Raw genomic sequence first — 15,441 nt, forward strand, 5'->3', positions numbered from 1 at the left:
TGGTTTAATCTGTAATGAAGTTATAGCAGTGGAGACATTAATCTGGCGGCAGATTCCAGTATACGTACCACCATGCGTTTATTCATAAAGGTCTCATGCACAATCTGAGTGGTGGACAATAAATCCCGTTCAAAATCAGCAACGATGCGTGTAACACTCTCTGTCTGAAGCAGCAATGCGTTTACCTCAAAGTTAAGATGGAAGCTCCGCATGTCCATGTTTGCTGTACCAATAGTCGCTATTTCACCATCCACGATTAACAGCTTAGAGTGTATAAAGCCCTTCTCGTATTCATAAATCTTCACTCCAGCCTCCAGCAATGCCGGGAAATAGGAGTGCGAAGCCAGAAACGGAATCCATTTATCCGGTTTAGCAGGGAATAACAAACGAACATCTAGACCAGATATAGCCGCTACACGTATCGCAGTCAGAATATCCTCATCCGGAATGAAATACGGGCTGGCAATCCATACTGATTTCTCAGCTGAGGTAATCATAGAGAAGAATATATTTTTGAGTGCACGGCGTTCATTGTCCGGTCCACTCGCAATAATCTGTACTGCTCCGTCCCCTGTCATAAAGTGTAGTTGTGGTGTGAGATAATCCTGCTCCAGTATTTTTTCACCTGTAGTATGCATCCAATCTTGTAAGAAGATGATTTGCATCGTCCGCACCGCTTCGCCTCTAACCAACATATGAGTATCACGCCAGAATCCATAAGTTTTGCTGCGACTTAGATATTCATCGCCCACATTGAGTCCACCCATGAACCCGACATCACCGTCGATGACGACGATTTTTCGGTGATTCCGGTAATTGACCCGGCTAGAGAAAAAGGAGGTGGAATTACCGTACGAAGCCACCTGTACTCCAGCATCAACCATCTCTTTCAAAAAGGCTCTAGAAAGCTGAAAACTACCTACAGCATCATACATAAATCGGACCGACACTCCCGCACGTGCCTTTGCGATCAGAATCTGTTGAATACGCGTTCCAATGTGATCTGCACGGAAGATGTAATACTCCATATGTATATGGTGCTTCGCTTGTCGCAGCTCTAGCAGTAATGTCCCAAACGTCTCTTCACCATTGGTGAGGATACGTGTCTCTGAAGCAAAGGAAATAGGAGTACGTGCTAAAGTCTTAGATAATAACAGTAGTTTTTGGCGCGAGGGGTCAAAAACCGACCAATCTTGATGCGTACGCAAAGCGTCATTCTCAATCCGCTCATAAGCCATAAGATCTCGTTGTGCTTTTTTATCATATTTACGACGTTTAAATACATTCTGTCCAAATAGAAAATAAAAGACCAGACCGAGCACAGGGATCAACGCAAGCAAAAGAATCCAAGACATCGTAGTTGAAGGATTACGGTTCTCCATAAAAATAGCCAAGCTAATCGAAATGACGGTCAGTGTAGAGAAAATACTAATAATCGTTCCAGCAGTACTCCCAAAAATACCAAAGCCAAAATAATAAAATGCTATGAAAGCCCCAATAATAATTATAGATTGAAGTCCTCTTCTCATATTGTACCTACCTTCTTTTTCATACAAGCAACACCAAAATGACACATTTATATATTACATGAAGAACCTATTTCTTCCTAGACAATTACTGTGTAAAAATCTATTTACAACAAAACTGTAACCCTTCTGTTCTGAAATTTGTAATGGCAGGATGGATCGAATATAATTATTTTGACCAATTAGTCAATTATAGAACTCAGTAGTCAGAAAGGAGGATATCCCCCCAATGAGTGATAAAACTATGGACAAACAGGAACAGATTATTAAGATTGCCATGCAGTTATTCGCTGTGAAAGGCTCTTCTTCCACGTCCATGCAAGAGATCGCCGAATTATGCGGAATTTCTAAGGGAAGCTTGTATCTAGTATTCAAATCTAAAGAAGAACTGGAACGCAGTATTTTCCTCTATTGTTACCGAATGATTCGTGATCCCTTATTACGTGAAGAACAAGAAACCCAAAGAACACCACGTGAGAAGCTTAGGAATCAAATAGAAATTCTGCTGAGCCATGTATACGAATTACGTGAGTTCTTACAGCGTCAAATTCAGGAAGTGGCCGGAAAAGGATTTGATACTGAAGTGCCGGAATGGCTGCGTAGAAACAATGCTTCCTTCTTACGCTGGTTTCAGGTGAAGATGGAGACCCTTTATGGAAAAGAGATCGTTCCCTATACCGGAGATTTATGTATTGTAGGTCATGGGCTAATCAAATCATATATTGCGGTTATTTTTCGTCAGGATACCCATTTGTCCCTTGCCGTTATGGCTGATCATCTAATGAATCTATTGGATATTATTGTATCTGGTCTTCTTACAAGTAAGCAGGCTCCACTTATCAACTCTACGATTCTGGCAAGCTGGATGGAGGAGAATGAGGAGAGCAAGCGCAAGAATCCACTACAGATCATTAAGGACATGAAGACTGTGGTCAGTAAATTAGATAGCATAGAACCCGAGGAGTCAGCCGATTTGCTGGAATCACTCAACATTCTAGAAGGCGAAGTGCTCTTACCACACCCACGCAAAGCAATCATACAGGGGATGTTGTCCAACCTCCAATCCTGCTCAGAGCTCACTAAACCATTGGAAGATTTGAGGAAGCTGGTTTCCTCTTTCTCAAATCATTCATGCGTATTTCGTTAATTGCTCTATAAAGAGTTCGTGAGAGAGAAGAACATGGATAGCGAGTATTATTAATTTTCAAAATGGCGTCCTATTTCGTAAAGAAAAGGCCCGAGAGGAGCAGAAACAAAACTTATGAAAAGCTTAATTAATTTCTCGCTCAGGAACAAATTTGCCATTTGGCTTCTGACGATAATCATTGTATTTGCCGGTTTGTATAGCGGACTGACAATGAAGCAAGAAACCTTACCTAATATTAGTATACCCTATCTTAGCGTAACAACCATTTATCCAGGGGCTGCACCAGAAGGTGTTGTAAATGATGTCAGCAAACCCTTGGAGCAAAAGCTACGCAATGTAGATGGTGTGAAAACGATCACCTCCACTTCTCTGGAGAATGCCTCCAGTATCCAAATCGAGTTCGATTATGGTACGAATCTGGATAATGCGACAGCAGCAGTTCGCGAGTCGTTAAATGAAGTCTCACTGCCAGACAATGTGCAGAAGCCTTCCATTTCCCGCTTTAGCCTTAGCTCAATGCCTGTCGTCTCCCTTAGTTTATCAAATGGGGATTCAGAGGATCTTGAGGAACTAACCCGTATTGCCGAGAATGATATTCGTCCTGCCCTTGAGGATGTTGAGGGTGTTGCTTCTATACAAATCTCTGGACAATATGTCAAAGAAGTTTCGCTTAAGTTCAATCAAGACAAGCTGGGCCAATACGGACTGACCGAAGATACGGTTAAAGGTATCATTCAGGGCTCTTCCCTCCGTGTTCCGCTTGGACTGTTCGACATGGACAAAGCTCAAAAGGCAGTTGTCGTGGATGGCAACATCACCACCGTTGAGGATCTTAAAAATGTGACCATTCCAGTAATGCCAACTGGTGCTACGGGCACTGCCGGGGCCGGGGCTCCTGGTGCAGGCTCGGCTGGTGCTGCTGGAGCAGGCGCTGCTGGCGGAGCTGCAAATATGGGACTACCAACCGTGAAGCTGGGAGAGCTTGCCACAATTGAGGTTGTTGGGAATTCTGAATCTATCTCCCGTACGAATGGTAAAGAATCGATCGGTATCCAGATTGTCAAAGCCAACGATGCCAATACTGTTGATGTCGTAAATGGCGTTAAGGACAAAACTGAAGAATTAAAAGCACAATATAAAGGGATTGACCTTACAGTTCTGCTTGACCAAGGTAAGCCGATTGAGGACTCCGTAAATACAATGTTGTCCAAAGCGGTATTTGGTGCACTTTTCGCAGTAATTATCATTTTGGTCTTCCTGCGGAATATCCGTTCGACGATTATTTCTATCATCTCTATTCCATTATCATTGCTGATCGCAGTGTTATGTCTGCGTCAAATGGATATCACGCTTAATATGATGACCCTTGGTGCGATGACTGTTGCCATCGGACGGGTAGTCGATGACTCGATTGTAGTCATAGAGAACATATACCGGCGGCTCTCCTTATCCGGCGAGAAACTAAAAGGCCGGGAATTAATAAGTGCAGCCACACGTGAAATGTTCGTACCGATCATGTCCTCTACGATTGTAACCATCGCGGTGTTCTTGCCGCTTGCCTTGGTTAGCGGTATGGTTGGCGAGCTGTTCTTGCCTTTCGCTTTAACCATGGTCTTCGCCCTGCTCGCTTCATTGGTAGTTGCGATCACCCTAGTTCCTGCAATGGCTCACTCGCTGTTCAGGAATGGATTAAAGGGTAAGAAAAATCACAGTGAGAAACCAGACAGAATGTCTGCCGGTTACCAAAACATTCTGAACTGGTGTCTTTCCCATAAACTCGTTACGTTCGGAGTAGCGGTTCTACTCCTTGCGGGCAGCTTGTTCCTGATCAAGCCTATCGGCGTTAGCTTTATGCCTTCCCAAGAGGATAAAACGGTTATGCTAACCTACTCACCCAAGGCTGGACAAAGAACTGAAGAAGTTCAAGAACAAGGGCTGAAAGCTGAGAAATATATTTTAGCGCAGCAGCATGTGGATAAAATGCAATATTCCATCGGTGGCGGCGGCCCTATGGGTATGGGCGGATCCAGCAACTCCGGACTATTTTTCATCGTTTATGATAGTAATACTCCTGATTTCGAAAACGTAAAAGAGAAGTTGATTGAAGGCTTAGCCGCAGAAGTTCCAGATGGTGTGTGGGGCGATATGTCCGCCATGATGAGCGGAGGTATGGGTGGAAGCACGTTAACCGTGAATGTATTCGGAGACGAACTAGATCAAATTAAGCCGGTAGCGGATGAGATCGCCAAGATCGTACAGGCTGACACTACTAATTTCAAAGATGGAGAAACAAGTCTCAAAGAAGCTTACGATCAATATACGATTGTAGCGGATCAAGAAAAGCTTAGCTCCCTTGGACTTACAGCGGGACAAATTGCAATGAAGCTTGCTCCTGCAGGCACACGTCCAGTACTCACAGAAGTGGAAATGGACGGCAAGAACTACAAAGTCTATATCGAAACAGATAAAGAAACGTATAAGAGTATTAAAGAAATGGAAGAGGCTACATTGACTTCTCCACTAGGCATCTCCGTGCCAATCGGGCAAGTCGCTAAAATTGAAAACGGCTCTTCCCCTGACTCGATTACTCGGATGGACGGCAAAATGAAGGTAGATGTCACTGCCGAGATTATTTCAAGTGACGTCAACAGTGCTTCAAACCTCGTGAAGGAAAAAGTAGATGCTATGGAATTACCTGATGGCGTAACGGTTAGCTTCGGTGGTGTAACCGAGCAGATCAATGATACGTTTGGTCAATTAGGTATTGCTATGGCCGCGGCTATTGCCATCGTATACTTCGTGCTCGTGGTTACATTTGGCGGTGGGTTAGCTCCATTTGCTATCCTGTTCTCACTTCCTTTCACCATTATCGGGGTACTCGTAGCCCTTCTGATCGCTGGGGAAACCTTAAACGTCTCCTCCCTCATGGGTGCGCTGATGTTGATTGGTATCGTAGTCACGAATGCGATTGTCCTAATCGACCGCGTTATTCATAAGGAAAAAGAAGGAATGACCACACGTCAAGCCTTGCTCGAAGCAGGCGGCACACGTTTACGTCCAATCCTGATGACTGCACTTGCAACGATTGGTGCATTGCTGCCACTGGTTACAGGACTTGAAAACAGTGCAGGAATCATCTCCAAAGGACTAGGCGTTACCGTTATTGGCGGCTTGATCAGCTCCACACTGCTGACACTTGTAGTAGTACCAGTCGTGTATGAGTTCCTGATGAAATTCCGTAGTAAAAAGGTAATTGACTAGAACACTTGATGCGAATCAAGTAAATATACTAAATCAAGAAGCTGTCTCAAAAGTAGTGAATGCTACTTATGGGGCAGCTTCTTTTTACTTGGACCTCCATTTAAATCACCAGTTACACTTCTTCAGCACGAAAAACCCGGCCTATTTTATAGGCCGGGCTCTTTATTATATAGTGCTTCTTATACCATTGCTGTTGCACTGCTCTCCAGCGAAGCTCTCCAGGAACGCAGCATTTGCAGATCAAGGGGTAGAAACTCTGCGAGCATATGGGAAAGTCCCAAATACAACGTACTATTCGTTGCTGCATTTAATTTCTCACAGAACTGTGGAGTCCATTGCAGTAAATGATCCTCCAAAAAGGCTACCTGAATATCAAGTAGTTCCATAGCACTTCTAATTGAGAAGCTGTTGTACAACATACGCTCATGCATCACTGCCATAAACTCCAGTTCAATAGCAATATGATCATCAGCTTCACCATTACATTTGTTAAATACAATTCCCGCTGAAGTATATACTTCAGCAAGCACGTTGCAGAAATCTTCAGCACGACCCAGAATAGCAGCTTCACGTAATTTAAAAGAGCTTACTGTCTGCTCGTGCATAAGCCGTTTATACTCTTGGGTCTCTTTCTCACATATATATGGTAGCTTATTCGGTTCCTGACTCAAATAGCGCTTCAGTTCCCGGCCACCTTCCGTCATCTCTGCAGCAACACTCATCTTACGATTGCGGCTCCACTGAGCCACAAGCGAGAGTGATGGTTTTCTACCCAAAAAATCCACTAAAAGCTGATATATTAATCCCCGACTTTCCAACCAATGGCTAAATGCCTCCGGCACGGCGAGCGATGGAACAGTTTGCATAGTCATTTTGCAAATCCTCCTCAATGGGTTTCCCGGTCACACACCGTCAGTTGATCGACGTGCATTTTTCCGGTATCCTTTCTGTTTTCGCAAAAGTGAACGTAAAAGTAATCCGCACCTAGATTATATCGGATATTTAAAACGCTTTCCGTGAGCATTCTATGACTAATCACATCATTTGTCGTACTTTTGTCACATTTTCACAACGCTATTTCGGCTTTATCATTCTATTTAGTTTGTCCATTATTATGCAAAAAAATCACAACCCGTCTTCTTCAAATAGAGGGTGTTTAACCCGTCCAACAGTTTGCTCATTGACGTACCCGCGAGCGATCTTTAAAATTCTAAACAAGTATAAACACCTTCGCCTCTTAAGAAGGAAAGCATTCAAAACACCAACAAATGAAGGGAGCAACGCTATGGAGCCGCTGACGGACCCTTTTGGACGTTTACATGATTACATCCGCATTTCGGTTACCGACCGCTGCAACCTGCGTTGCATTTATTGTATGCCAGCGGAAGGGATGGAATTCCAGCCGCAGGACGAGATTCTGAGCTATGAGGAAATCACCGCAATTGTGGAATCGCTAGCACCCCTTGGATTGCGCAAGGTACGGCTAACTGGTGGAGAACCACTTGTACGCAAAGACCTAGAGAAGCTAGTGACTATGATATCCGCCATACCGGGAATTGAAGATATTTCACTGACTACGAACGGATTAATGCTTCCAGCTAAAGCAGCGCTACTAAAAGAAGCTGGGCTGTCACGAGTGAACATTAGTCTGGACTCTTTACGGCAAGATCGCTTCTCTATGATTACACGTGGAGGTGAGGTCTCCAAGGTACTAAAGGGGATCGAGGCCGCACAAGCTGCTGGGCTGGATCCGATCAAGCTTAATGTTGTGTTGATGAGAGGGATTAATGATGACGAGATCAAAGACTTCATCTCCCTTACGTTGAACAGTCCACTAAATGTACGTTTTATAGAATATATGCCTATCGGAAGCGCTACTGATTCTTGGCGCCAATCTTATCTGCCGCTGGAAACCGTTATAGAAGCTTGTACTGCGGCCGGTTGGGAAACCGAGGAAGCAGAGATGCCATCTGGAAACGGCCCTTCCCAGAATCGGCGGGTTATTGGAGCACAAGGAACGTTCGGATTAATCCATCCCGTAAGCGATCACTTTTGCGATAACTGCAATCGTCTAAGACTAACTGCAGATGGCCATATCAAAGCTTGTCTGTATTGGGAAGATGAGTACAATGTCCGTCCCCTAATAAGTGATCCCGCAGCAGTGCAAGCCTTATTCCGCAAAGCTCTGGGTAACAAGCCACATAACCACGAAATGGCATTAGCCTTAGAGAAAAAAGCACAAAGCCACACGCCGACGGCCCGGCGCATGTCTCAAATCGGAGGCTAGACTGTCTCATTAAAAACGCCGCTTTTCCCCAAGCCATCTGGGGAAAGCGGCGTTTCATTTAGAGATTAAAGGATAGTCTTCGCCATCCACTATTATAGATATAGAGCCTCAAGCAGCTTGTAAAGCGTCGCTGCTGCCTCCGCTCTTGTAGCATTGTTCTCAGGTCGGAACGTATTATCCTCGAATCCACCCAAAATACCCGCTTCAACACCCGCTTTTACAGATGCCTGTGCCCATTGCGGAATGGAGGCAAGATCCGCGAAGTTCCCCTCTTTATCCGTTTGCTTGTAGGCATTAGCCTTCAAAGCATTGGCGAGCATAACTGACATTTCAGCACGGGTAATCTTCTCCGAAGGCTCGAAGAACATTTTACCGTTCACATCATATCCACGAAGGATTCCGGCATCTACCGCCGCTGCTACATCACCTGCAGCCCAAGCTGGAATCGCACTTTGATCCGCGAATTTCACTGTGCTACCTGTAGTTTGCAAACCAAGCGCCCGTACAATCATAGAAGCGAACTGTGCCCGGGTAACATCCTCATTCGGACGGAAGGTATGATCCTCGTACCCTTTCATGACGCCCATTCCGATTAGACGGTCTGTAAACGCCGTGGACCAATGATTATTCAAATCGGTAATCGATGGGGCCTGATAAGTAAACACAGCATATTTGGCAAGCTGATTTACGCTTGCAGTTATAGTCCCACCCGTTTGACTCTGACCACCAACATAAATCCACTTTTTAAGCTGTTCGTTGTAATAGTAGATAGCTGCCTTATGCCCCGATGTAATCTTGGTTACATCGTAATTGAGGGACAGTTCCACAGGCTTATTGAGCATGCCTGCCTTGTCACTAGTAAGCTCTACTGTTGCACTCACTGCCTGAAGACCGCCCATTGCTGGCGTCTCACCAGTGGTAACAACCGAAAAGGCAATTTCACTGTCACTAGACAACGCTCCAGCCGGAATCGTAAAGCTGCCCACGTCTTTAAGTGTGCCCGTTCCTCCCTGCTGTGCTTTAACATCCAATTCCACCTGCGGAGATGTAGACGGCTGCTCTGTAGGAGATGTCGTCGCGGTAGGGACTGGAGTTGTAACTGGTCCGCTGCCCCCTCCGTTATTATTGCCCCCTTCACTGCTAGTGTCCGTGGTTACAACTACGGTGCGTACAACCTCAGCTGCCGCATTACCAGCCAAATCTGTGGCATTGTACTTCAATGTATAGGCTCCTGGAGTCTGAACATCCACTGTTCCTGTCACCAGGATAGAGCCTGCAATCCCAACCTTGTCAGTAACGTCTGCGCCCGGGTCCTTGAAGTCCCCCCCTTGGGTCAGACTAAGCTGGGTATCCCCCTTCAGGGTAATCACAGGTGCTGTACGATCAATATTCACAGCAATCGGCAATGTGGTCTTATTTTCTAAAGAATCCGTTGCCTTAAATTGCAGTTGATGTTGGCCTTCTTCCGAAATCTCAACCACTTTCCCACTTTCATAGGGTAGGAAATTTCCGTTTACATCAGTCGCTAATTGAATGGATACTTCCGAGCCAGGAATATACACGCTAGCATACACGCTTACAGAAACACTCTGATTCGTCCAGTCATCGCTTAGATAAGCTTGCCCGCTCTCAGTCTTTAATGTGCTGTGAAGCACCAATGGGTTGATACTATCATCTCCGCTAAGCGTTACTTCAAAGGTCTTCGTGTCCGTAGCCAATCCCCGCTGAATCGTAGCTGTTAATGTCAGCTTCGTATCCATCTTAGGTTGGAAGGTGATTTTACCTTCATTCGACATCAGAACCGGATTGGAGCTTTTCCACACAATACTTGTCCCGTGTTTGCCTTCGGTAGGCAACGTTAGATCAGAAGTTACTGCGCTTGTGTCTCCTAGATCTAATGCAGTCATAGTATCGTTAACAGCCTGCTGATCACTGTACGACTCTACATCTACAAAAATCGGATTGGAATAAAACCACATATCACTATAATTACGAGTATTGATCTCTTCGAAACGAGTTAAGTTATCGACGGTATTATTTTTCGGATCAATCTGCGGTTCCCCGTTAACTGTTTCTCCAGCAACATCAGTTCCAAGGTTAGTCCCTCTTAACCGGAAATAACGATCCTTGTCCGCTGCCCCTACCTTATACTTAATGACATTGTAGCCTTCCGCATCTGTAGTCCATTCCTCGCTTGTGAAACGTTTCAGTACTTTTGTTGTATCGTTAGTTGCTTTGGTGTACTCAGGTGAACCTGAATCAACCTTGCCATTGACTTCACCCGAGATCAAATCTACATGGTCCACCTTAACTGCGTCGCCATTATTATTTTGCTGTGGACTTTTGAAACGGATCGTAAGCTCTAGGTCGTCCCCTTGTTTTACGTCCAGTTCGCCGCCCATTTCTTCCTCTTGTCCATCTCCAGACACGTTAAACTCTAACTCGTTGATGAGATCTCCAAAAACAGAGAAGGATTTCCCTGACCGCATGCCGTCTACGACAGCGTTAATATCGGAGCCATCCACCCAGGTGTAGTTCTTGGAATACTCGCCAGGCCAGTAACCGCTGGAGAATTGATCATTTTTTGTTTTGAAATGAAAGTCTGAATTAGCAAAATTCCAAAATCTACGACCCTCGCCAAGCAGTGCATCCCACATTCCTCCAAGCTGCGCAACCTTGACGTCTGTACCTCCGTAAGTCTCAGGCGTCTCTCCTCGGTCGCTCGCCATCTGATTGCCCAGCATACCTTCAAAGCCGAAGACAAGATTCGGATCGATATTGTTAAAGTCACGGATATCCTCTATTCTAAGCTCCGAGCTCGTACCATTTTTTCTGGAGGGGTGATTGATCAGTACATAGCTATCTGGATAATAATTACTTAGCCATTTCATAGCTGTGCGAGTATCTTCTCTTGTAGAAAAAGCTCTAGTATCCGCCGCGCTCCACTCAGCCACATCTGCCGGATCGAACATACTTACATCCCGATTAGTAAATAAATATTCAAATTGATTAATAGCTTTCAAAGCTTCTGCGGAGCCTGGATGATCTGTAACAATCCCAACCGCGGCATGATCATATTGGGGCATATCCCACTCAAAGCCGGAAAAAATGATTTTCCCAGCATATTTGCCTTCTGCCTGTAACTTCTTAATTTTCTCATTCTGATAATCCACAATACCTTGAGACATCGGAATGGAGCCGCCAGGAAGATTCACCCCTTCGTCATCCCGGTCAGAAACCCGAAGGTGATCAGCCAGTGCCATCCAGTCAAAACCATTTTGTTCAAATGCAGCATTGAGCACACTTTTCAATGACTCCTGAGCATCGTTCGATTCAAACGTATGTGCATGGTATTCACCTGTCATCCATTTCCCGGAATGTTCAGAAGCTGTAGCCGTGATATCAGGCGCCGATTCACCTGAAGCACTATAAACCGTCTGTAATGAAAAGTTGGGTGCTAACAATAATACGGCCAGCGAACTAGTTAGAAAAACGCGAACTTTGCTCTTCTTCAAAATGATTAATCCTCCGATGTTTTTTGGATTTTCGTAGATTCTATATTTAGAATAGTAGAAAATTGTAAAGACATGTCGGATTTTGTTGCATGTTTATGTAAATATTCTTATTTACATAAACACTGCCCATTTATTTCTTTTGCATTGGCAAGCTCACTACAAAAGCCGTTCCTTCACCCGGTCGGCTGGCTACGGTTACTTTACCTTTATGCAGCTCAACGATCTTCTTAACCAGTGATAGGCCCAGGCCACTACCTCCCCCGCTCGCTGTTCTAGCTTTGTCTGCTTTATAGAATCGATCAAAGATACGAGGTAAGTCTTCTTCAGAGATCCCAATCCCACTATCTTGAATTTCCACCTCTACCCGCTCATCTACCATTCGAAGCTTGATATGAATACATCCATTCTGGGGAGTGAATTTCATGCTGTTATGAAGAAGATTGGTCCAGACCTGGGTCATTAAATCTTTTACCGCAGTTACATTCACTTCTTCCAATTCAGCCTCTACCTCTATATTTTTCTCCAGCCACTGTGGCTCAGAAGCCAGAATCGTATCTCTAAGCTGCTTATCCAGACGATAAACCTGATTTTCAAACGGAAAATTGCCCGATTCAAGCGCTGAAAGCTTCAATAAATTATCACTGAGTCCAGATACGCGGGTGCTCTCAGCCACAATAATATTAATATAGTGCCTCCTACTCTCCTTGCTTAAGGTTTCGTCCTGCAATGCAAGCGCAAACCCTCGAATGGAGGTTAGAGGGGATTGAATTTCATGCGATACATTGGAGATAAAATCCTGACGCATGGTCTCCATCTGACTCAGTTCGCTAGCCATTACGTTGATGCTCTCTACAATCTCACCAAAATCACCGTAGTCCTTAGTATTATCCAATACCACATTGAAATCACCCTTAGCAATCCGCCCTAAGCCTTCGATAATCGATTTATAAAAAACACGTTCCCAGCCCCGGAATAACTTGGAGAATACCAAGGCCATCAAAAATAAGATCACAATTCCGACCATCACACTGATAAACTGGAACAAATACTCCGAAGAAGGGCGTCCAACCCTGCTATATATCCAGTTCATCAAGAAATAGGCTGCACTCCAGCTAATCCCAACGCCACCGAAGTAAATTAGTGTCATCCCAATCCGCTTAAGAAGCTCCTTAAACCGGTTCATGCCTCTGCCTCCAGCCGATAGCCTAGTCCGCGGATGGTACGAATAACAAACCCATATTTATCAGGAGCGAACCGTTCGCGCAAACGGTTGATATGCACATCGAGCGTCCGCTCATTCCCTTCAAAATCATAACCCCATATCTCTTCGATCAGCCTGTCTCTAGTCAACGTCTGCCCCGGATAGCTGCCCAGCTTAAACAACAGCTCAAATTCCTTAAGCGGCAAGGTGACTTCCCCATACTCTGAGGATACCTCGTAGGTTTTACGATTCATTCGCAGCCGGCCAATACCCACACTTTGAGCAGCAGAAATTTGGTAACGTTTGAGCAGCGCCTTTACTCGCGCAATAAGCACCACTGGCTCAAAGGGTTTGACGAGATAGTCATCACTTCCCAGCTCAAAGCCCTTCACAATTTGTGAGGTCTCACCCTTAGCCGTCAGCATCATTATCGGAAAATCATAGGTTTGGCGCATCTTCCGGCACAGCTCCCAGCCATCCAAATTGGGCATCATCACATCAATAATGGCTAAGTCTATGTTATTGCTCTCCAGAATCTGAAGTGCATCCAGTCCATCGGAAGCCCCATAGATCTCATCCATCCCCTCAGCTCTCAGAAATACTTCTACCAATTCGCGGATGTGCGGATCGTCGTCCGCTACTAGTATTTTTGTCATGTATCACTGGAGCCTCCTCTTTATTGTCTTGAATCTCAAGGTTATTCATCTGCAGCTGCTGGGTGGCAAATTCACGATACAGCTCATGGTTTTCCAGCAGTTCTTCATGTCTTCCCATCCCGGTAATCTGGCCCTTTTCCATAAAAATAATTTGTTCTGCATTTACAACCGTAGACAAACGGTGAGCAATTACAATCGTAGTTCGACCCTTCATCAAATTGGACAGTGCCTTCTGCACCACGGCTTCCGATTGGCTATCCAGACTGGAAGTGGCTTCATCAAGCATAAGAATCTTCGGATTCCGCAGCAGTGCTCTAGCAATGGCAATCCGTTGCCGTTGTCCACCAGACAGCTTCACGCCTCTTTCACCGACATCCGTATTATATCCTTCAGGAAGTGCATCAATAAAGCCATCTGCATAAGCCATTGCTGCTGCTGCGTGCATCTCCTCCCTGCTAACGTCCCGATCCAATCCGTAGGTTAAATTCTCAGCAATCGTACCGGCCAACAGTGGGCTTTCCTGCGAGACATACCCTATAAGCTTCCGCCACGAACGCAGTGAGAATGTAGATACTGGCTTGTCACCCAGCTTAATCAGACCTGACTGAGGCTCGTAAAAACGTTCTAGCAACGAGAACAACGTGGTCTTACCACCCCCACTCGGTCCGACTATAGCCGTCACCTGACCCGGAAGCATACGGAAGCTTACATCGTTCAACACCTTCTCACCATTTTTATATCCAAAACTTAATCCCTCTACCGAGATCGGACCTTCTGCGCCATTTGCCTCTTCCTGTCCCTCATACACTTCTTCTTCTGCGGCCAGAGTTTCAATAATACGCTCCGAAGCACCCTTAGCCTTCTGAATCTGTGTGAAGAATGTAGTCAATTGAGTAAGTGGCATAATTATCTGAATAAGATAAAGAATAAAAGCAACTAGTTCCCCAGCCGTCAAGACGCCGGAAGATACCTGCATCCCACCATAACCAATAATGACGACAAGTAACATCATAAAAACAAAAGAGACGAGTGGACTGATCATCGCGCTAATCTTGCCTTCACGAATACCAAAGGAAAGCAGATTCATAATTCCGGTCTTGCCTGCTTCGTACTCTTTCTTCTCTGCACCTGAGGATTTCACCAAACGGATCTCAGACAATACACCACTAAGTGTAGCGGTAAAAGAAGCTGTCTCGTCTTGCATCCCCTTGGAGATTTTGTACATCTGTCGTCCAAGAGGGACTAGAATCAACGCAGACAGTGGAAGAACAGTAAATAGAACAAGCGTCATTTTCCAGTTGAGAAATAATAACACTGAAATGGAGCCCACAATGGAGATTACTCCAGTAAATAGACTGGCTAGATGCTCAGAAATCAGTGTTTTGATGATCCCTGTATCATTCGTCATGCGGCTGACGCTTTCTCCCGTTCGGTTGTCATTATAATAAGCCACCGGCAGAACTAGAAATTTACGCCACAGTCGGTCCCTCAGACCTGCAACCATCTTCTGACCCACATAATTGAGCAGATAGATGGAGATCCCTCCCGCGATGGTCTGCGCGATAAATGCGGCTGCTATACCCGCTATTTGCAGCTTGCTAACGGAGGCCAGTGAGAAGCCATCCACCAAATTCTTAGTGAACATCGGGATGACCAGACTGACCAATGTCGATATCATGCTTAGCGCAATGGCTATAGCCAATAAACCGTATGAAGGTTTGGTTTCTCTTAGTAGTGTTATGAACGGCTTCAGCGCCATCTTTCGCTTAGATTCGGATTTCTTCATGACAATAACTCCCCTTTTCTTAAAAGCTCTATGATTACGAGAAAAACATAGTAATAACTTTC

9 protein-coding genes are annotated in these 15,441 nt (G+C 45.1%); 3 read left to right on the top strand and 6 right to left on the bottom strand.

Going from position 1 to position 15,441, the window contains the following annotated elements:
* Positions 1 to 20 precede the first annotated feature (20 nt).
* On the bottom strand, positions 21 to 1,529 hold the full coding sequence (gene cls / locus UQ64_RS24490) for a cardiolipin synthase (protein ID WP_060625990.1): 1,509 nt from the start codon (positions 1,527 to 1,529) through the stop codon (positions 21 to 23).
* Positions 1,530 to 1,755: 226 nt separating this feature from the next.
* On the opposite strand from cls, the gene UQ64_RS24495 reads away from it, so the two are divergent.
* Positions 1,756 to 2,673 (top strand): TetR/AcrR family transcriptional regulator, encoded by a 918-nt coding sequence (locus UQ64_RS24495; protein WP_060625991.1) that lies wholly within the window; start codon positions 1,756 to 1,758, stop codon positions 2,671 to 2,673.
* 114 nt (positions 2,674 to 2,787) lie between these two features.
* Positions 2,788 to 5,934 carry an efflux RND transporter permease subunit gene (locus tag UQ64_RS24500; protein WP_060625992.1) on the top strand — a complete coding sequence of 1,049 codons (3,147 nt, stop codon included), beginning with the start codon at positions 2,788 to 2,790 and terminating at the stop codon, positions 5,932 to 5,934.
* Positions 5,935 to 6,113: 179 nt separating this feature from the next.
* Here UQ64_RS24500 and UQ64_RS24505 read toward each other — a convergent pair whose 3' ends face one another.
* Positions 6,114 to 6,806: a TorD/DmsD family molecular chaperone gene (locus UQ64_RS24505; RefSeq protein ID WP_060625993.1), complete on the bottom strand. Its 693-nt coding sequence runs from the start codon at positions 6,804 to 6,806 to the stop codon at positions 6,114 to 6,116.
* Positions 6,807 to 7,219: 413 nt separating this feature from the next.
* Here UQ64_RS24505 and moaA point away from each other — a divergent pair, with 413 nt between their 5' ends.
* Positions 7,220 to 8,221, top strand: a complete 1,002-nt coding sequence (moaA, locus tag UQ64_RS24510; protein ID WP_060625994.1) for a GTP 3',8-cyclase MoaA — start codon at positions 7,220 to 7,222, stop codon at positions 8,219 to 8,221.
* Positions 8,222 to 8,313: 92 nt separating this feature from the next.
* Here the strand turns inward: moaA and UQ64_RS24515 are convergent, their stop codons facing one another.
* The 4 genes from UQ64_RS24515 to UQ64_RS24530 all read right to left on the bottom strand — a co-directional run bounded on the left by UQ64_RS24515 (position 8,314) and on the right by UQ64_RS24530 (position 15,379).
* Positions 8,314 to 11,736, bottom strand: a complete 3,423-nt coding sequence (locus tag UQ64_RS24515) for an S-layer homology domain-containing protein (RefSeq protein WP_245238212.1) — start codon at positions 11,734 to 11,736, stop codon at positions 8,314 to 8,316.
* A 130-nt stretch (positions 11,737 to 11,866) separates the two neighbouring features.
* A complete protein-coding gene (locus UQ64_RS24520; protein ID WP_060625995.1) occupies positions 11,867 to 12,919 on the bottom strand; it encodes a HAMP domain-containing sensor histidine kinase in 1,053 nt (350 codons plus the stop codon).
* A complete protein-coding gene (locus UQ64_RS24525; RefSeq protein WP_060625996.1) occupies positions 12,916 to 13,593 on the bottom strand; it encodes a response regulator transcription factor in 678 nt (225 codons plus the stop codon). The genes UQ64_RS24520 and UQ64_RS24525 overlap by 4 nt, the downstream gene beginning before the upstream one ends.
* Entirely contained in the window at positions 13,523 to 15,379 is a 1,857-nt protein-coding gene (locus UQ64_RS24530) for an ABC transporter ATP-binding protein (RefSeq protein ID WP_060625997.1), read from the bottom strand. Before UQ64_RS24530 ends, UQ64_RS24525 begins: the two co-directional genes overlap by 71 nt.
* Positions 15,380 to 15,441 lie beyond the last annotated feature (62 nt).

The organism is Paenibacillus etheri (assembly GCF_001012825.1).
Classification (GTDB): domain Bacteria; phylum Bacillota; class Bacilli; order Paenibacillales; family Paenibacillaceae; genus Paenibacillus_AQ; species Paenibacillus_AQ etheri.